We start from the raw sequence: 16,551 nt of genomic DNA on the forward strand, positions 1-16,551 counted from the left end.
ATCCGCGTGCGAGGGAATCCGGTCCCGCGCGCTGCAGCTCGCGACCGTGTGGGGCATCCGCATCGCCGCGGGCGAGCCTGTCACGCAGTGGCTCCGTCGGCGCCCGCACGCAATGTCGCCCCGCGACATACTCGTGGCATGTATGGTCAACGTCTTGCCCGGTGGGAGCGTCTCACCGAGTGGCCGCTCCTCGTCTGCGCGTGCCTGTTCCTTCTCGCATACGCAGCCCAGATTCTGGCTGTCACCGGTGGTGTACTCGGCGTGATCGCGGAGGTCACGCTGCGGGTCACCTGGGTCGCTTTCGGTGTCGACTACGTCGCGAGGCTGGTGCTCGCGAAGCCTCGGTGGCGTTGGTTCACCCGGCATCTGCTGGATCTCGCCATCGTGGTGCTGCCCGTGCTCCGGCCGCTTCGGCTCATGCGATTCTTCACGGTGCTCGCCCTCATACAGAGGGGCGCGGGCACGATGTTGCGAGGAAAGGTCGTCATCTACACGGTCGGCGCAACCATACTGACGGTTTTCATGGCCGCACTGGCCGTCCTCGACGCAGAGCGTGGCAGCGGAGGCCCGATCACGACGTTCGGAGACGCGGTGTGGTGGTCCTTCGAGACGATCACCACCGTCGGATACGGCGACTTCTACCCGGTGACAATAGTCGGCCGTGTCGTCGCCGTCGGGCTCATGATCGGCGGGATCGCGCTCATCGGGTTGGTCACCGCGACGCTTGCATCATGGATCGTCGAACGCATTTCGTTCGCCGCGGAGAAGACGTCCATCGCGACGGAGGCTCAGGTCGAGAAGCTGGCGACCGACGTGGATGCACTCCGGCGGGAGATCAGCCGGCTGACCGCGGCCGTGGAGGCCGGCTCGACGCGAGAGTGACCGGCGCGCGCTCGTGGCGGCCCCGCACCGGCACCCGCACCACCCGCCTCACGCTCCAGACGAGCAGCGTCACCAGCAGCACGTTGCGCACGCTCAGCACGAGGATGCCGAGCGGGTGGGCCGACCAGATCAGGTCGTAGATGATCGGGTAGATGAGCTGGGTGAGCAGCAGTGCCGCACCGCCGAGTCGCAGCCCCGAGCGCAGCGTGGTGCCGTCCACCGCCGCCCACAGCACGAACGGCGCGATGATCCAGTCGAGGAACTGCGGCGAGCCGACCTTGTTGGTGACGATGAGTACCAGCACGAGCGCGAGGGCGAGCGGCGGCAGCAGCTGCACGAGATGCGCGCCCCGCACGCTCTTCCATGCGCCGAGGGCGAGCACGGCGAGGGCGACGATGGCGAGCAGCGGCGTGAGCAGTGCCGCCACGACGGTCACGCCGGGGCCGGTCACCTCGAACGTGATGATGTCGGCGTTGTACGCGATGTGGAAGCCGCCGACGTGCAGCGCGGCGAGCCAGGTGAACGGCGTCGCCGCGGTCGATTCGACCTGCAGCCCGCGCCCGAACTGCGACGACAGGAAGCCGAACACGTTGCCCGCTCCTCCCAACGCGAACAGCGTCGCGATCACGACGACGGTCACGCCGAGCGCCGCCGCCACGACGCGCACCCGCGCGCCGCGCCGGGCCACCACGAGCGCGCCGACGAGGGCGGCCGGCCAGATCTTGATCCAGGCGCCCGCGGTCAGCAGGGCAGACGACACGGTCGGCACGCGGAATGCGAGCAGCAGCGCGATGATCGCGAGCGGCACGGTCACCGCGTCGATGCGGAACATGCCGACCGGGCCGAGGCAGGCGATGAACGCCAGCCAGGTCAGCGCCGCGCGGGCGCGCCAGGGGGCCTTGCCGCCGTGCACGATCAGGGCGAACACGAGCCCGTTCAGCAGCGTGATGAGCACCGCCCAGCCGAACGTGTAGCCCGCGATCCACGCGAACGCCCACGCGGCGATCATCGGCACGAGGGCGAGCTGCGGGTACACCCACGGCTCGGTCACCCCGACGATCGGGCCGCCGGTGAGCGCCTGCGACGACCACGGTTCGTAGACGTTGTACACGTCGCCCATCGGCTGGCTCGGCAGCGTCCAGCCGAGCACGATCACGAGGGCGTGGGCGGCAAGGAACCATCCCCACAGGGTCAGGGTGCGTCGAGACATCGCCGCTCAGCGTAATCGGATGCCGCGTCACGCCGCGTGCGGCAGCACCACCCAGACACTCGCGCCGCCTGCTGGCGATTCCGCGATGCCGATGCGGCCGTGGTGTCCTTCGACGATGCGACGGCAGGTCGACAGCCCGATGCCGAGGCCCGCGACATCCGTCTGGTCACCGCGCTCCATGAGTCCGAACACCTTCTCGCGCTGGGGCTCGGGGATGCCCGGCCCGTTGTCGTCGACGGTGATGCGAGACCCGTCGGGGAGCGGCTCGACCCGCACGATGATGTGCGGCGCGTCGGACGTCGTCGCACTGAACTTCACCGAGTTCGCGACGAGGTTCTGCAGCAGGCCTCTCAGCAGCGTCGGGTCGGCGACGACCGGCGCCGGAGCGTCGACCTCGATCGTGGCGCCCGTCTGCGCGAGCGGGGTGTCGAGGTCGTCGATGACCGCGGCCATGACGTCCTCGACGTCGACGGCTGCGACGCGCGGCACCTCGCCGCCCACGCGGGCGAAATCGAGCAGATCGCTGATCATCGTCGACATGCGGTCGGCGGCGGCCTCAGCCCGCGCGAGCGCCCGGCTCGCCTGCGGGGCATCCGAGAGCTCGGGGCTGTCGGCGGCGAGCTCGATGAACCCCGACAGTGCCATGAGCGGGTTGCGCAGGTCGTGGCTGATGCGGCCGGCGAACTGCTCGAGCTCGTGGTTCGAGGTCTGCAGCTCACGGGTGACGCGGCGCAGCTCGAGCACGTCGACGGCCTGGTGGGCGAGGATGTCGAGGGTCGCCGCGTGCTCGGGGGAGAGCTCGCCGACCTCCTCGTCGAAGATGCAGAGCGTGCCGATGGCGATGCCGGCGGGCGTGATGAGCGGGCTCGACGCGTAGAAGCGCACGTTGCCGATGACGCCCGTCACGAACGGATTGGCGGAGAACCGGTCGTCGAGGCGGGCATCCGACACGATCACGCGTCCGGGCTGCTCGAGCACGACCGCGCACATCGAGTCCTCCCGCGAGCAGACGGCGGCGGTGAAGCCCACCGCGGCGATCTGATGCTGGAAGCGGTCGTCGATGATGTTGATCACGGCCGTCGGCACGCCGCAGATGGTCGCTGCCAGTTGCACGAGCCCCTGCAGGTCTGCTTCGGGCGGGTCGTCGAGCAGCTCGTAATCGGCGATGGTCTGGCGTCGTGTGACGTCGTGTGCGGTCGACAAGGTCGGGTCCTCCCGTCGGGTGGCACCAGGCTACCGGCCTGCGACGCGCCGGGATGTGAACCGGGCGGGGCCGTCAGTCGGATGCCGCGGCGCGCCCGTCGAGCTCGGCGACCAGCGCGTCCACGCGCGCCCGGATCTCGTCGCGCACCTGCCGCACGACCTCGATCGGCTGGCCGGCGGGGTCGGTGAGCTCCCAGTCCTCGTAGCGCTTGCCGGGGAAGATCGGGCAGGCGTCGCCGCACCCCATGGTGATGACCACATCGGCCTCGCGCACGGCGTCGGTCGTCAGCAGCTTCGGCTGGCGGGCGCCGAGGTCGATGCCGAGCTCGGCCATCGCCTCGACGGCGACCGGGTTGATCGTCTCCCGCGGCTCGGACCCCGCCGAGCGTACGTCGACCCGATCGCCCGCGATGGATTCCAGGTATCCGGCGGCCATCTGCGAGCGGCCGGCGTTGTGCACGCACACGAACAGCACGGTGGGGGTGGTCATGAGTCGGCTCCTGTTCCGGCGATCGCTGATCGCCTCTCGATGAGTAGGGTGTCGCGCCACGTGCCGGCGCGCGGTCCAAGGGTCGATCGTGCGATGCGCTCGCGGCGGCCGACGACGCGGAAGCCGGCGGCCTCGTGCAGGCGCAGGCTCGCGGCGTTCTCGGGGAAGATGGCCGACTGCACGGTCCAGTAGCCCGCGGCATCCGTCGCGTCGAGGAAGCGTGCGAGCAGGGTGCGACCGATCCCGCGCCCCCGGTGGGCGGGGGAGACGTAGATCGAATGCTCGATGACCCCGCGGTAGACGGGACGAGCCGAGACGGCGGATGCCGCCACCCACCCCACGACCTCGTCGTCGAGGGTCGCGACGAGTCGGGGTGCGGCGAGGCGTGCGTGATCGAAGGTCGCCCAGTCCGGCGTCGCTGTCTCGAACGTGGCGTCGCCGCCCGCGATGCCGGCCGCGAAGATCTGCTCGACGGCCGGCCAGTCGGCCGCGACGAGCGGTCGGATCTCGGTCACGCGCAACATCCTCCCGCATCGGCCCGGTCGGTCGAGCACACGCCGGTCGCCGGCAGGTCGAGCACGACGGCCCGCGCGGCGGCGAGGTCGCCGGCGAGCCACGCCGCGACCGACCGCACCTGCTCGTAGCCCGTGGCGAGCAGGAAGGTGGGGGCGCGACCGTAGGACTTCATGCCGACCGTGAAGAAGCCGGGCTCCGGATGCCGCAACTCGGCGAAGCCGTGGGGTGCGACCGTTCCGCAGCTGTGCAGGTTCGGGTCGATGAGCGGCGCGAGTCGACGGGGCGCTTCGCTCACCTCGTCGAGGTCAAGTCGGAGCTCGCGCGTGATCGTGAGGTCGGGTCGGAATCCGGTGGCGGCGACCACGAGATCGACGTCGAACGAGGCGGGCGCATCTGCGGTGACGCCACTGACCCGCACGCCGTCGCCCGTCGCGGACACCCGCTCGATGAGAAACCCGTCGCGCACCTCGACGACGCCGGCGTCGACGAGTGCGTCGAGGCGGGAGCCGAGCCGCTCGCGTTCGGGGAGGTCGTCGGCGGTCGACGGGCGCAGCGGCGGCCGTCGACGCACCCAGACCGCGCGGGTGCCCGGGGCGCCTTCGGTGAGTTCGGCGAGGGCGAGAAGAGTGTGTGCGGCCGAGTGGCCGGTTCCGACCACGGCGACCGAGCGTCCGGCGAGCCGTGCCCGGTCGCGACCGAGCACGTCGGGCAGGGGCGGGAGCACGAACGAGCCCACCTCGTCGAGGCCTAGCGGAGGCAGCCCGTCGCCGCCGATGGGGTTGGGGTTGTCGAGGGTCCCGGAGGCGTCGATCACGGCGCGGGCGAGCACGGACTCGACCTCACCGGTGGCTCGCCGCACCCGCACGACGAACGGGGCGTCGCCACGGCCGTCGCTGCGGGAGCGGTCGCGGCCGAGACGGGTGACGGCGACGACGCGGGTGCCCGTGGTGATGTGAGGGGAGAGCGCCGCGGTCTGCGCGAGCGGTTCGAGGTAGCGGGTGACGACGTCGTCACCGGTGGGCACCTCGTCGGGGTCGGGCGCGAGCCATCCGGTCGGCGCGAGCAGACGCCCTGCGGCCGGATCGACGAGGTAGCGCCAGGGCGAGAAGAGGGCCACGTGGCCCCACGACCGCACCGCGGCCCCGGTCGACTCGCCCGCCTCGAACACGATCGTGTCGATCGATCTCTCGAGCAGATGCGCGGCGGCGGCGAGCCCGACCGGGCCCGCACCGATCACGACGACGGGATGCGTCGACGCGGCCGTGGCGCCGCGCGGGCGGGGCGTGAGGTCGAGGAGCGGCACGCGGCATCCTTTCATCGATGACGATCGATGCTCAGTATGCGGACATCTATCGATGACTGTCAATATCGACTAGCATCTATGCATGCCGACCATGCTTCCCCTGCTCGGGCAGGATGCCTGCGGCCTCGAGCTCGCCCGACCTGCCATCGAGGCGAACGCCGCAGAGGCGCTCGCGCTGCGGGTCAAGGCGCTCGCCGATCCGACCCGTCTGCGCCTGCTGTCGATCGTCGCCGCGGCGGAGGCCGGCGAGGTCTGCGTCTGCGACCTGACCGAAGCGGTGGGTCTGAGTCAGCCCACGGTGTCGCACCACCTGCGCGTGCTCACCGATGCCGGATTCCTCGAGCGCACGAAGCGCGGCACCTGGGCCTACTACCGACTCGTCGACGGCTCGCTCGACGCGCTCACCGCGCGCATCGCCGCGATCTGAGAATGACGACGCCCGCCTCCGAAGAGGCGGGCGTCGTGGTGTCTGCGGTGATTACTTGCCGCAGGTGCAGCTGTCGCCGCAGTTGCAGGTGCCGCCGTTGGCGGTGCAGTTGCAGGCGTGCTGGGCGACGGGAAGCGTCGTGGTCTCTGTCATGGGCGTGTCCTCTCGGTGGTGGGTCGTGCGTCAGGAGCGCACGAGTCGGGCGATGGCGGCGCTGGCCTCGGTGAGCTTCTCCTCCAGGTCACCGTGCTCGCCCGCGTGGGCGACGCAGTGGTGGAGGTGATCATCGAGCAGCGACAAGGCGACCGATTCGAGCGCGCTCGTCACGGCCGACACCTGGGTGAGGATGTCGATGCAGTAGCGGTCTTCGTCGATCATCTTTCCGATGCCGCGCACCTGACCCTCGATGCGCTTGAGTCGTCGCTCGAGCGACGGCTTGTCATCGATGTAGCCCGGATGCGTGGTCTCCATGCGACCGACGATACCCCATTGAGGTATTCCGGGCGGGGACAGATCGCCGTGAAAATGACGCCCCCTGCCCGACGGGAAATTTCTCTACAGTTCGTGGAGTAATGTGTGCGCTCGTGATGTCCGATCCCGCCGCCGCGACCGCCGTCACCGTCATCTTCGCCCTCGTGCTCGTGCACGCCGTGGTGCGGGCTGTCGTCGCCTTCGGCTGGGTCGACCGCGTCTCCAACCTCGTGCACGCCGTCATGGCGGTCGTGATGCTCGCGATGCCGTGGTCGTGGTACGCCGTGTTCCCCGTCGCCGCCCAGATCGCGTTCTTCACCGCGGCGACGTTCTGGTATCTCTACCTCGCGCTCTTCCGCCCCTCTGTCGCCGCGGCCCCGGCCACCGACCACCACCGTCACCCGGCCGTGCTCGTGTACCACGCCGTCATGATGCTCGCGATGGTGTGGATGGCCGTCGCGATGACGCCGGTGGCCGCGGCATCCGGGATGGGCGACATGGGCGGCATGTCGACGGGCCACGGCACGGACAGCATGCCGATGACCGGCTCGGCCGACTGGGCGCTCGTGATCACGTGGGCGTTCGGGCTCCTGTTCGTCGTCGCCGCGCTCTGGTTTCTCGTCGCGGCGCTGCGACGCGCGATCACCGCCACCCGCCTGTCCGGGCATGCCGGGATCGTGATTCTCGACACGCTCGCGACCGCCCTCATGGCGGCCGGAATGGCGTGCTCCTTCCTCCTCCTCATGACGTGACGGCTCGCGCCGACCTCGTACCCCGAAAGGACCCCTCATGCGATCACGTTCCACCCGTCGACCGGCGCGGCTCTTCTTCCGCATCGCCGCCGGCGCCGCCGTCGGCCTCGCCGGGGTGCTGCTGACCGCGACCGCCGCGTCCGCGCACATCCACGTCGATGGCACCGACACGACCCGGGGCGGCGAGGGCGTGCTCACGTTCCGCGTGCCCACCGAGTCCGACACCGCCTCGACGGTGGGCGTGCAGATCACGTTCCCCGCCGACACCCCGATCGCTGATGCCTCCACGCAGCCGAAGCCCGGCTGGACCGCCACGATCACGACCGCCAAGGCATCGACCCCCATCCAGACCGATGACGGACCCGTCGACACCTACGTCACGCAGGTGACGTGGAAGGCCGACAGCGCGGCGGCGGGCATCGCACCCGGCGAATTCGACACCTTCGCCGTGGCGGTCGGACCGCTGCCGGCCGTGGCATCCGTCTCGTTCCCGGCGCTGCAGACATACAGCGACGGCTCGCAGGTGAACTGGAACGAACAGGCCACCGGCGGCGTCGAGCCCGAGCACCCCGCGCCCACCCTGACACTCGCGGCGCAGTCGGACGCTTCCACCCCGACGCCGACTGCAGAAGCTGCCTCGGTCGACGGCGGCTCGACCGCATCGGCGCCCGCGTGGCCCGGTATCGTCGGTCTGATCGCCGGCGGCGTCGCGCTGGTGATCGCGATCGTCGCGATCGCCCGCACCTCTCGCAAGGAGACCCCGTCCGCGTGACGAACCTTCCCGCCCGGACCCGGCGTCCCCGCCGGGTCCGGGCGTTCCTGTTCGCGCTCGGCGCGCTGCTCGCCGCCGCGACCGTGCTGCTCGGCGCCGTTCCTGCCGACGCGCACGCCGTGCTCGTGCGATCGAGCCCGGTCGACGGCAGTCGGCTCGACGCCGCGCCGGCGCGGGTCGTCCTGACCTTCGACGAGCCCGTGCAGCTCGTCGAAGGGATGACGCGGGCCTTCTCGTCCTCGGGTACGCGCGTCGACACGGGAGACATCTCCCGCAGCGCCGGTGACACGCAGGTCGTCGTCCCGCTGACGCCCGATCTTCCCCGGGGCAGCTACACCGTCAGCTGGCGCGTCATCTCGGCCGACACCCACGTCGTGTCGGGCTCGATCTCGTTCGGCGTGCAGCAGGATGCCGCGTCCGCCGCGGCGACCGGTTCCGCCGCGCCCACCTCGCTCGACGTCGTCGCGCAGACCGCGATCGGACTCGGGTACGTCGGCGTCATTCTCGCGCTCGGGGTCGCCCTGCTCGCGCGCCTGCTGTGGCCGGACACCTGGCGTCGTCGCCGCGTGCGGCTGCTCGTCCGGGCGGGAGGGGCGGCGCTGCTCGTCGGGGCGCTCGTCGACCTGCTGCTGCAAGGACCCCGCGCCGATGAGACCGGCTGGCACGGCGTGCTGCGGCTCGACGGTCTGGGCGAGACGCTCGCCGGCTCGTACGGGCAGCTGCTCGTCGCCCGCATCGTGCTCGCCGCCGTCGGCGTCGTGCTCGCCCGGTCGCTCGCGCGCCGCGCTGGGTTCGCCGCCTACTCGGTCGCGCAGTTCGGGGTGCTCGTCACCATCGCCCTCGCCGGGCACGCGGGCGTCGGCGCCGACGTCGTGCTCGCGGCCACCGCGGCCGTCGCCCACCTGGCCGCCATGGCTGCGTGGGCCGGGGGGCTGCTCCTCCTTCTGGTCGCCGTTCTCCCCGGCGTGACGGGCGCGCCCGACCTCGACCGCCTGCGCCTCGGCACCTGGTCGATCATCGCGTTCGTCTCGGTCGCCGTACTCGTCGTGTCGGGGGAGTACCAGGCGTGGCGCGAAGTGCAGCCGGTCGCCTCGCTCTGGTCGACCCCCTACGGTGTGACGCTGCTCGTCAAACTCGCGTTCGTTGCGATCGCGCTCGCCGGCGCGCTCGCCGCCCAACGGATGGTCGCTCGCCGACGTTCCGGCGCAGGCGCCGATGCGGCATCCGTCTCGGTCGTGCGCGTGCGCCGGTCGCTGCGGATCGAGGCGGTCGCCGTGGCCGCGGCCATCGTGGTGACGAGCGTGCTCACCGCCCTGCCGCCTGCCTCCGGTACCTACGGGCCCGCGGCGACTGTGACCGCCCCGGTCGGCGACACCGGTGCGACCGCCGTCGCGGAGCTCTCCACGACCCGCCACGGCCCGCTCGTGATCACCGTGCACGTCACCGATCGAAACGGCACCCGGATCGATCCCGAACTCGTCACCGGCGTGCTCTCGTCGCCCGACAACGGGGTCGCCGGCATCGATGTCACCCTGACCCACGACGGGGCGTCGTGGGTCAGCACCGACGCCGTCGTACCGATCGCCGGGGCCTGGACGCTGCAGCTGACCGTCACGATCGATCAGGCGCACGCCTACGCGACCGCGACGACCTTCCGGGCGTGGTGAGCGCGGGTCAGCGCAGCGACGCGACCGCGCGCTCGTAGACCGGCGCGACCGGGGTGAGGCGACCGGCCAGCCGGCAGGGACGCTGGGCGAGGCGCTCGGCGCGCAGCTCGACAGTCACGTCGCCGGTCGCGCGACCGACCCGCACCAGCGCGTTCGCGAGGTGCACGGCACCCGCACGGCGGGAAGCCGCGTCATCGGCCGCGAGCTCGATCAACAGGCTCGTCGATCGGCGCAGACGCTGCGCGGCGCCGCTGCGCGGCATGCAGGCGAGGTTGAGGTCGGCCAGCCGCAGCACGAGCTCGTGGTGCGCCGACAGATGCGCCCGCTCGTGCGCGACGACCGCGCGCAGCTGTGCCGGGGTGAGTTCGCGCACGAGCCCCGCCGACACGGCCACGGTGTGGGGCTTCCCCGGGATCGCGCAGGCGAACACCTCGTCGGTGTCGCACACCAGCAGCTGCCAATCGGATGCCGCCACGTGCACCGTGTGCGGCAGGGTCAGCACCGAGCCGCGATTGCGGCGCACCGCGTCGAGCACCTCCGCCGACCCCGACGCCACGATGACCACCGTGCCGCCGACGGCGAGGAGCGACATCCATGCGAAGACCGTCACGATGACCCCGGCCGCGCCGGACTCCGATCCTGACCCGGCGATCGCCAGCACCAGGCCGACGATGCCGGCACCGATCAGGCACGCGACGCCGCCGAGCACCGCGGTGAGCCAGAGCCCGAGGGCGAGGCGCGGCATCCGCACCTGCCAGCGACCGGCCGCGAGGGTGCGGGGAGCGAGCAGCACCACGGCGACGGCCGCGGCGAGCAGGACGAGGAGAGCGACCACGGTCAGCGCTTGCGGGGGGCGAGGGCCGACCGCAGCAGGTCGGCGTCGGTCTCGCTGAGGTCGCCGACGAACTTGAGGAGCACGGCGCGGCGGTCCTCGTTCTGGCTCAGCGCGTCGACCATGGTGCGGCTGGCGCTCTCGGCGGCCGTGAAGGTCGCGGCGAAGCGCTGCTTGCGCGGCGAGTCGCCCGATCGCACGACCTCGCCCTTCTCGGTCAGTCGCTCGAGGGCGGTGAGCACCGTCGTGTAGGCGGGCTCGTCTCCGACGATCTCCTCCTGGATCTGCGCGGCCCCGACCGGTTCGTCGTGGGCGCGCAGCACCGTGAGGATCGCGGCCTCGAGCTCGCCCCTGCCGCGCGTGCGCACACCTGCCATCTGCGTACCTCCGTGCGTGATTCTACGAGATGTGGAGACAAGGATGCCGCGCCTCAACGCGCTAGACAAGACGTAGAGTTGTCTCCGACACATCGCCGATGGGCGCGCGCGGCGCGGTCGGCACGAGAACGAGGCGAATCATGACCCAGGACCTGGCCGACATCCAGCTGCTGCGCATCGACGGCATGACCTGCTCCCACTGCGAGCACTCCGTCACCGAGGCGCTCGTCGCCCTTCCCGAGATCGCCGCCGTCACCGCCGACGCCGCCACTGGCACGGCGCGCATCGAGGCCGTCGGCGCCCTCGACCTCGACCGGATCGACGCGGCGGTGACCGAAGCCGGATACCGCCTGGTGCGGTGAGCTCCGCCGCCGCGGTGGCCGCGGCATCCGCCGACGAGCTGCCGGCCTACGAGACCGCCCGTGACACGCGGCGCGGCGCGGTGCTTCCCGCGCTCATCGTCGTCGCGCTGGTGATCATGCTCGGCACGCCGGTCGTCGTCGCGATCGTGCGCGGCGACACGAGCTACACGCAGCTGTTCCGCAGTTATCCGGGTCAGCTCACCGCGATCGCCGCGACTCTCGGGCGTGCGCTCGTCGACCTCGCCGGCTGGCTCACAGCCGGCTCGCTCGCGGTGCTGATGTTCCTGCTCGCGCGACCCGGCAAGGACCGCGTGATCATCGACGACCAGCCCGAATGGCACGTCGCCCGCTGGGCGTCGATCGCCTGGGCGGTGCTCGCCGCCGCGATGATCGTGATCGATGCGGCGGATGCCAACGGACTCAACGTGTTCGACGCGATCGGATCGCCGGCGCTCGGCTACCTGCTGCAGATCTCGTACCTGCCGGTCGCGTGGATCGTGGTCGCCGTGCTCGCCACCATCGCCGCCGTCGTCATCAACTTCGCCGTCACCTGGGTAGGACTACTGATCCCGCTCTGGTGCAGTGCGATCGCTCTGCTGGCCCCGGTCGTGGTCGGTCAGATCCTCGTGGGTCCCGGTCACGACTTCGGCACCGACGCCGGAACCGTGCAGACCATCGCCGCGGCGGCACTGTTCGGAAGCGCCATCCTGCTCGCGCTCCGCGTCTGGCGGGGCCGACTGCTGCGGCCCGCCACGCTGCGACGCTTCTGGCTGCTGGGCGTCGTCGCCTGGGCCCTTGCCGCAGGAGCGGCGATCGTGCTCGCGTTCTTCAAGCTCGCCGGTCCCGGCGCCTGGGTCAACCCGACCTGGTACTTCGTGATCGCGCAGGGTGTCGTGCTCGCGGCGACCGGTGTGCTGCTGTTCGCGGGGTTCCGCGCCTTCCGGGCGGGTTCCCTGACGAGCCGCCGGGTGACGATCCTCGCGACCTCCATCGCCGCGTGCGGCGTCGCGTTCTTCGCCATCGCCGAGGCGATGATGCGGGTGCCTCCGCCGCAGTACTTCCTGCCGAGCGACATCACCGAGGTGTATCTCGGCTTCGACCTGCCGATCGCGCCGAACTTCCTCGTGCTGGCGACGAACTGGCGGCCGAACATCCTGTTCCTGGTGATCGCGGCGGCGGGCGTCGCCCTGTATTACGGGGCGCTGTGGCGCCTGCGGCGTCGCGGCGACCACTGGCCACTCGGCCGCACGATCGCGTGGACCCTCGGATGGGTCACGGTCGTGGTCGCGACCTCCTCGGGGTTCGGCCAGTACTCCGGTGCCCACTTCGGCATCCACATGATCGTGCACATGACGCTGAACATGCTCGGGCCGCTGCTGCTGGTCATGGGCGGCGTCGTGACCCTGCTGCTGCGTGCGACGACGCCGCATCGCCGCGGCGAGCCGGCCGGTCCGCACGAGTGGCTCACCGAACTGCTGCACTGGCCGGGGCTGCGCATCCTCTACAACCCGCTCGTCGTGTTCGTGCTGTACATCGCCTCGTACTACGGGCTGTACCTGTCGGGCCTGTTCGAGGCGATCATCCGGTACCACTGGGCCCACCAGGCGATGAACATCCACTTCCTCATCGCCGGGTATCTCTTCTACGGGCTCGTCATCGGCGTGGATCGCCCGCCGAGGCCGCTGCCGCCGATCGGCAAGCTGGGCTTCGTGCTCGCCGCGATGCCATTCCATGCCTTCTTCGGCATCATCCTGATGACCGCCTCGGTGCCGGTCGCGGAGAACTTCTACGCGACCCTCGACCTGCCCTGGAACCAGGACCTCATGGCCGCGCAGTACCTCGGTGGCGGCGTCGCGTGGGCGGGGGGAGAGATCCCGCTGATCATCGTCGTGGTGGCTCTCGGCATCCAGTGGGCCCGCCAGGACCAGCGCGAGGCCGCCCGCAAGGACCGCCACCTCGACAGCGGGCTCGACGACGACTTCGACGCCTACAACCGCATGCTCGCACGGCTGCAGGCCCGCGGGGGGACTGCTCCGGTGACGGATGCCGCACCCGCCGTTGCGGCGTCCACCGGACCCGCCGCTCCGAGCGCCGCCGCCGACCCGGGGGAGACCCGCCCGTGACCACGCCCGTCGACATGCTGCCGCTCGCCGACCTCGACCGTGTCGAGCTCTCGATCGGCGGGATGACCTGCGCCGCCTGCGCGGGCCGTGTCGAACGCGCCCTGGGAAAGCTCGACGGCGTCACCGCATCGGTCAACTTCGCGACCGAGCGCGCCGTCGTGACGGGCCTCGCGCCCGAGCAGGCCGATCAGGCGGTCGCTGCGGTCAAGAAGGCCGGGTACGAGGCATCCGTGCGGGTCGACGGTGACGACGAGTGGAGTCGACGCGCCGCGGTCGACCGCGTCACGAGCCTGCGTCGACGCCTGCTGGTGTCGGCGATCCTCACCGTGCCGCTCATGGACATCACCCTCGTGCTGGCGCTCGTGCCGGGCCTGCGCTTCCCGGGATGGGAGCTGCTGTGCGTGCTGCTGTCGCTGCCGGTCGTGACGTGGGCGGCGTGGCCGTTCCATCGCGCGACCGCCCGCAACCTGCGTCACGGCTCGGTGACCATGGACACGCTGGTCTCGCTCGGCATCCTCGCCTCGTTCGGGTGGGCCGTCGCGACGATCCTCATGGGCGAGGGCGGGTCGTCGTACTGGATCGGCTACGGTCAGACCCCCGCGGGCGCGAGCGCCATCTATCTCGATGTCGCCGCGGGCATGACCACGTTCCAGCTCGCGGGCCGCTATTTCGAGTCGCGCTCGCGGCGCAAGGCGGGCGACGTGCTCGACGCGCTCGCCGCCCTCGCGCCCGACCGGGCGCGCGTCGTGCGCGACGGGGTCGAGGTCGTCGTGCCCTCGGGTCAGGTGCGCGTCGGCGAGCTCGTCGTCGTGCGGGCGGGGGAGACCATCCCCGTCGACGGACAGGTCGTCGAGGGGCGTGCGTTCGTCGACACGAGCACCGTCACCGGCGAGCCCGTGCCCCGCGAGACGACCGTCGGCGACCTCGCCGTCACCGGCACGACGAGCGCCGACGGGCGGCTCGTGCTGCGCGCAGTCGCGGTCGGCGCCCACACCCAGCTCGCTCAGATGACCGCGATCGCCGAGCGCGCGCAGGCCTCCAAGGCCCGCGTCGAAGCGCTCGTCGACCGCATCGTGCGCGTCTTCGTGCCGGTCGTGATCGCGCTCGCCATCGCCGTCGGCGTCGCGTGGCTCTGGGCCGGCGCCCAGCCCGCCCACGCGATCGGCGTCGGCATCTCGGTGCTCATCATCGCCTGCCCGTGCGCCCTCGGGCTCGCGACCCCCACCGCCCTCATGGTCGGCATCGGGCGCGGCGCCCAGCTCGGCATCCTCATCAAGGGGCAGAGCGCGCTCGAGGCCTCCGGCCGCATCGACACCGTCGTGCTCGACAAGACCGGAACCCTCACGCTCTCCACCCTCGTGATCGAGCAGCTGACCCTCGCGCCGGGAGCCGACCGGGTGCGCGTGCTCCAATGGGCCGCCGCCGTCGAGCAGGGGTCCGAGCACCCGGTGGCCGCCGCGATCGCCCGGTACGCCGCGGCATCCGTCGCAGATCTGCCGACCGTCACCGACTTCCGCACCATCCCTGGCCGGGGCGCCGCGGGCGTGATCGACGGCCGCGAGGTCGTCGTCGCGAGCGTGCCCCACGCGATCGACGAGCGGATGCCGCTCCCCGCCGACGTGCGCGACGCCGTTGACGACGCGACGGCATCCGGCCGTTCGAGCGTCGTGCTGGCCGCCGACGGTGTCGTGGAGGCGGTCTTCACTGTCGCGGACGAGGTGCGCCCGAGCGCGAAGGCCGCCGTCTCCCAGCTGCAGCGCATGGGGCTCTCGACCGTGCTGCTCACCGGCGACACCGCGGCCGCCGCGCGCCGCGTGGCCGACGAGCTCGGCATCTCCGAGGTGCGCGCCGAAGTCATGCCCGCCGACAAGGCCGGGGTCATCGCGGCGCTGCAGGCCGACGGGCACCGGGTCGCGATGGTCGGTGACGGCATCAACGACGCCGCCGCCCTCGGCACCGCCGATCTCGGCATGGCGGTCGTCTCCGGAACCGACATCGCGCTGAAGTCGGCCGACATCATCCTGGTGCGCGACGATCTGCGGGTGATCGCCGATGCGATCGCGCTGTCGCGGCGCACGCTGCGGACCATCCGCGGCAACCTGGTGTGGGCCTTCGGCTACAACGTTGCCGCGATCCCCCTGGCTGCGGCGGGCCTGTTGAACCCGCTGATCTCGGCCGCGGCGATGTCGCTGTCGTCGGTGCTGGTGGTCTGGAACAGCCTTCGCCTGCGGTCGGCGAAGGCGCGTCGCTAGCGGCATCCGGGGCGGATTCCACCGCCGTCATCCGGGCGTCACAAACCCGTGCGAGGATACCTCGGTGCAACGCTCCGTCCTCGCCGAACTCGACCTCGATCTCACCTCGACGACCGACCTGATCTTCCAGATCTCGGCCGCTCAGAACGTGCAGACCTCGAGTGAGAATCTGACGTTCCGTCAGGGTGAGCGCATCTACACCCCGACGGAGATCGTCGATCAGTCCGGCAGCCGCCTGCACCGTCTCACGGCCGAGGCGGGCGCCCTCGAGGTGCGCTACGACGCGATCGTGGAGGGGCAGTCCTCCAACGGTCACACGAGCGACCTCGAGGCGATCACCTACCTGCGGCCGAGCCGCTACTGCCAGTCCGACGAGGTGTTCACGCAGGCCCGACGCCAGTTCAAGGGCCTCACGGGCCACGACCTCATCGCCGCGGTGACCTCCTTCGTCTCGACGAGCACGACCTACACACCGGGACTCAGCCTCGGCACCGACAGTGCGGTGACCACCCTCATGACCGGGCAGGGCGTCTGCCGTGACTACGCGCATGTGGTGATCGCGCTGCTGCGCGCGATGGACATGCCCGCCCGCTACACCGCGTGCTTCGCCCCGGGCCTTCGCCCGATGGACTTCCACGCCGTCGCCGAGGCCTATCACGACGGCGCCTGGTACGTCATCGACGCGACCCGCCTGGCGAACCGCCGCTCGCTCGTACGCATCGCCACGGGGCGCGACGCGGCCGACTGCGCGTTCCTCAGCTATTACGGCGGCAACGTGCGGCTCGCCCGCATGAACGTCGACGCGTGGGTGACCGACGTCCCCGAGGGGCAGCCCGCCGAGGAGCTCGTCGACCCGGCCGTCGACGACCACGAGTCGCTCGTGCAGCTCGTCTGACGCGGAAGGGTGCGCCG

General features: G+C 71.3%; 17 protein-coding genes. 9 read left to right on the forward strand and 8 right to left on the reverse strand.

All coding sequences use genetic code 11. From position 1 onward, the window contains the following. Window positions 1-138 precede the first annotated feature (138 nt). Entirely contained in the window at window positions 139-882 is a 744-nt protein-coding gene (locus FFS51_RS03275) for a potassium channel family protein (protein ID WP_137877512.1), read from the forward strand. On the opposite strand, the gene FFS51_RS03280 is transcribed toward FFS51_RS03275, so the two are convergent. The 5 genes from FFS51_RS03280 to FFS51_RS03300 all read right to left on the reverse strand — a co-directional run bounded on the left by FFS51_RS03280 (window position 836) and on the right by FFS51_RS03300 (window position 5,604). After that, the gene (locus tag FFS51_RS03280; protein ID WP_137877513.1) at window positions 836-2,092 is read right to left on the reverse strand and encodes a glycosyltransferase family protein; all 1,257 of its coding nucleotides are present in this window, start codon (window positions 2,090-2,092) and stop codon (window positions 836-838) included. The two genes, FFS51_RS03275 and FFS51_RS03280, sit on opposite strands and share 47 nt — an antisense overlap. Before the next feature lie 27 nt (window positions 2,093-2,119). Next, a complete protein-coding gene (locus FFS51_RS03285; RefSeq protein WP_137877514.1) occupies window positions 2,120-3,295 on the reverse strand; it encodes a sensor histidine kinase in 1,176 nt (391 codons plus the stop codon). 73 nt (window positions 3,296-3,368) lie between these two features. Next, complete coding sequence (locus tag FFS51_RS03290; RefSeq protein ID WP_056209535.1) at window positions 3,369-3,785, reverse strand: arsenate reductase ArsC; 417 nt, start codon at window positions 3,783-3,785, stop codon at window positions 3,369-3,371. Continuing rightward, window positions 3,782-4,309 (reverse strand): GNAT family N-acetyltransferase, encoded by a 528-nt coding sequence (locus FFS51_RS03295; protein WP_056209532.1) that lies wholly within the window; start codon window positions 4,307-4,309, stop codon window positions 3,782-3,784. The genes FFS51_RS03290 and FFS51_RS03295 overlap by 4 nt, the downstream gene beginning before the upstream one ends. After that, window positions 4,297-5,604 (reverse strand): FAD-dependent oxidoreductase, encoded by a 1,308-nt coding sequence (locus FFS51_RS03300; RefSeq protein WP_249352638.1) that lies wholly within the window; start codon window positions 5,602-5,604, stop codon window positions 4,297-4,299. Before FFS51_RS03300 ends, FFS51_RS03295 begins: the two co-directional genes overlap by 13 nt. A gap of 82 nt (window positions 5,605-5,686) precedes the next feature. Between FFS51_RS03300 and FFS51_RS03305 the strand changes: the two genes are divergently transcribed. Beyond that, window positions 5,687-6,031, forward strand: coding sequence for an ArsR/SmtB family transcription factor (locus tag FFS51_RS03305; protein WP_137877516.1), 345 nt, complete (start codon window positions 5,687-5,689; stop codon window positions 6,029-6,031). A gap of 183 nt (window positions 6,032-6,214) precedes the next feature. On the opposite strand, the gene FFS51_RS03310 is transcribed toward FFS51_RS03305, so the two are convergent. Then, window positions 6,215-6,502, reverse strand: a complete 288-nt coding sequence (locus FFS51_RS03310; protein WP_045246653.1) for a metal-sensitive transcriptional regulator — start codon at window positions 6,500-6,502, stop codon at window positions 6,215-6,217. 116 nt (window positions 6,503-6,618) lie between these two features. On the opposite strand from FFS51_RS03310, the gene FFS51_RS03315 reads away from it, so the two are divergent. Genes FFS51_RS03315 through FFS51_RS03325 form a run of 3 tightly spaced genes read left to right on the forward strand, consistent with a single transcriptional unit; the run spans window position 6,619 to window position 9,693 of the window. Then, a complete protein-coding gene (locus FFS51_RS03315) occupies window positions 6,619-7,254 on the forward strand; it encodes a DUF5134 domain-containing protein (RefSeq protein WP_212742770.1) in 636 nt (211 codons plus the stop codon). A gap of 37 nt (window positions 7,255-7,291) precedes the next feature. Continuing rightward, window positions 7,292-8,026 (forward strand): YcnI family protein, encoded by a 735-nt coding sequence (locus FFS51_RS03320; RefSeq protein ID WP_137877518.1) that lies wholly within the window; start codon window positions 7,292-7,294, stop codon window positions 8,024-8,026. Then, window positions 8,023-9,693, forward strand: a complete 1,671-nt coding sequence (locus tag FFS51_RS03325) for a copper resistance CopC/CopD family protein (protein WP_171006085.1) — start codon at window positions 8,023-8,025, stop codon at window positions 9,691-9,693. Before FFS51_RS03320 ends, FFS51_RS03325 begins: the two co-directional genes overlap by 4 nt. Window positions 9,694-9,700: 7 nt before the next feature. On the opposite strand, the gene FFS51_RS03330 is transcribed toward FFS51_RS03325, so the two are convergent. After that, entirely contained in the window at window positions 9,701-10,528 is an 828-nt protein-coding gene (locus tag FFS51_RS03330) for a M48 family metalloprotease (RefSeq protein WP_137877520.1), read from the reverse strand. Window positions 10,529-10,530: 2 nt separating this feature from the next. Continuing rightward, entirely contained in the window at window positions 10,531-10,902 is a 372-nt protein-coding gene (locus tag FFS51_RS03335) for a BlaI/MecI/CopY family transcriptional regulator (protein ID WP_045246655.1), read from the reverse strand. A 140-nt stretch (window positions 10,903-11,042) separates the two neighbouring features. Between FFS51_RS03335 and FFS51_RS03340 the strand changes: the two genes are divergently transcribed. From FFS51_RS03340 to FFS51_RS03355, 4 genes are all read left to right on the forward strand, one after another. After that, window positions 11,043-11,264, forward strand: a complete 222-nt coding sequence (locus FFS51_RS03340; protein ID WP_137877521.1) for a heavy-metal-associated domain-containing protein — start codon at window positions 11,043-11,045, stop codon at window positions 11,262-11,264. After that, window positions 11,261-13,387 (forward strand): cytochrome c oxidase assembly protein, encoded by a 2,127-nt coding sequence (locus FFS51_RS03345; protein ID WP_249352639.1) that lies wholly within the window; start codon window positions 11,261-11,263, stop codon window positions 13,385-13,387. Before FFS51_RS03340 ends, FFS51_RS03345 begins: the two co-directional genes overlap by 4 nt. Continuing rightward, entirely contained in the window at window positions 13,384-15,639 is a 2,256-nt protein-coding gene (locus tag FFS51_RS03350; RefSeq protein WP_349303916.1) for a heavy metal translocating P-type ATPase, read from the forward strand. Before FFS51_RS03345 ends, FFS51_RS03350 begins: the two co-directional genes overlap by 4 nt. A gap of 64 nt (window positions 15,640-15,703) precedes the next feature. Then, window positions 15,704-16,534 carry a transglutaminase-like domain-containing protein gene (locus tag FFS51_RS03355; RefSeq protein ID WP_045246658.1) on the forward strand — a complete coding sequence of 277 codons (831 nt, stop codon included), beginning with the start codon at window positions 15,704-15,706 and terminating at the stop codon, window positions 16,532-16,534. Window positions 16,535-16,551: the final 17 nt, after the last annotated feature.

It is taken from the genome of Microbacterium sp. 4NA327F11, assembly GCF_005503465.1.
GTDB classification, from domain to species: Bacteria; Actinomycetota; Actinomycetes; order Actinomycetales; family Microbacteriaceae; genus Microbacterium; species Microbacterium ginsengisoli.

Bases quoted from the DNA above. Each gene is read 5' to 3' on its own strand.
- FFS51_RS03275 (WP_137877512.1), top strand. From the start codon at position 139: ATGTATGGTCAACGTCTTGCCCGGTGGGAGCGTCTCACCGAGTGGCCG.
- FFS51_RS03280 (WP_137877513.1), bottom strand. From the start codon at position 2,092: ATGTCTCGACGCACCCTGACCCTGTGGGGATGGTTCCTTGCCGCCCAC.
- FFS51_RS03290 (WP_056209535.1), bottom strand. From the start codon at position 3,785: ATGACCACCCCCACCGTGCTGTTCGTGTGCGTGCACAACGCCGGCCGC.
- FFS51_RS03295 (WP_056209532.1), bottom strand. From the start codon at position 4,309: ATGTTGCGCGTGACCGAGATCCGACCGCTCGTCGCGGCCGACTGGCCG.
- FFS51_RS03305 (WP_137877516.1), top strand. From the start codon at position 5,687: ATGCCGACCATGCTTCCCCTGCTCGGGCAGGATGCCTGCGGCCTCGAG.
- FFS51_RS03310 (WP_045246653.1), bottom strand. From the start codon at position 6,502: ATGGAGACCACGCATCCGGGCTACATCGATGACAAGCCGTCGCTCGAG.
- FFS51_RS03315 (WP_212742770.1), top strand. From the start codon at position 6,619: ATGTCCGATCCCGCCGCCGCGACCGCCGTCACCGTCATCTTCGCCCTC.
- FFS51_RS03320 (WP_137877518.1), top strand. From the start codon at position 7,292: ATGCGATCACGTTCCACCCGTCGACCGGCGCGGCTCTTCTTCCGCATC.
- FFS51_RS03335 (WP_045246655.1), bottom strand. From the start codon at position 10,902: ATGGCAGGTGTGCGCACGCGCGGCAGGGGCGAGCTCGAGGCCGCGATC.
- FFS51_RS03340 (WP_137877521.1), top strand. From the start codon at position 11,043: ATGACCCAGGACCTGGCCGACATCCAGCTGCTGCGCATCGACGGCATG.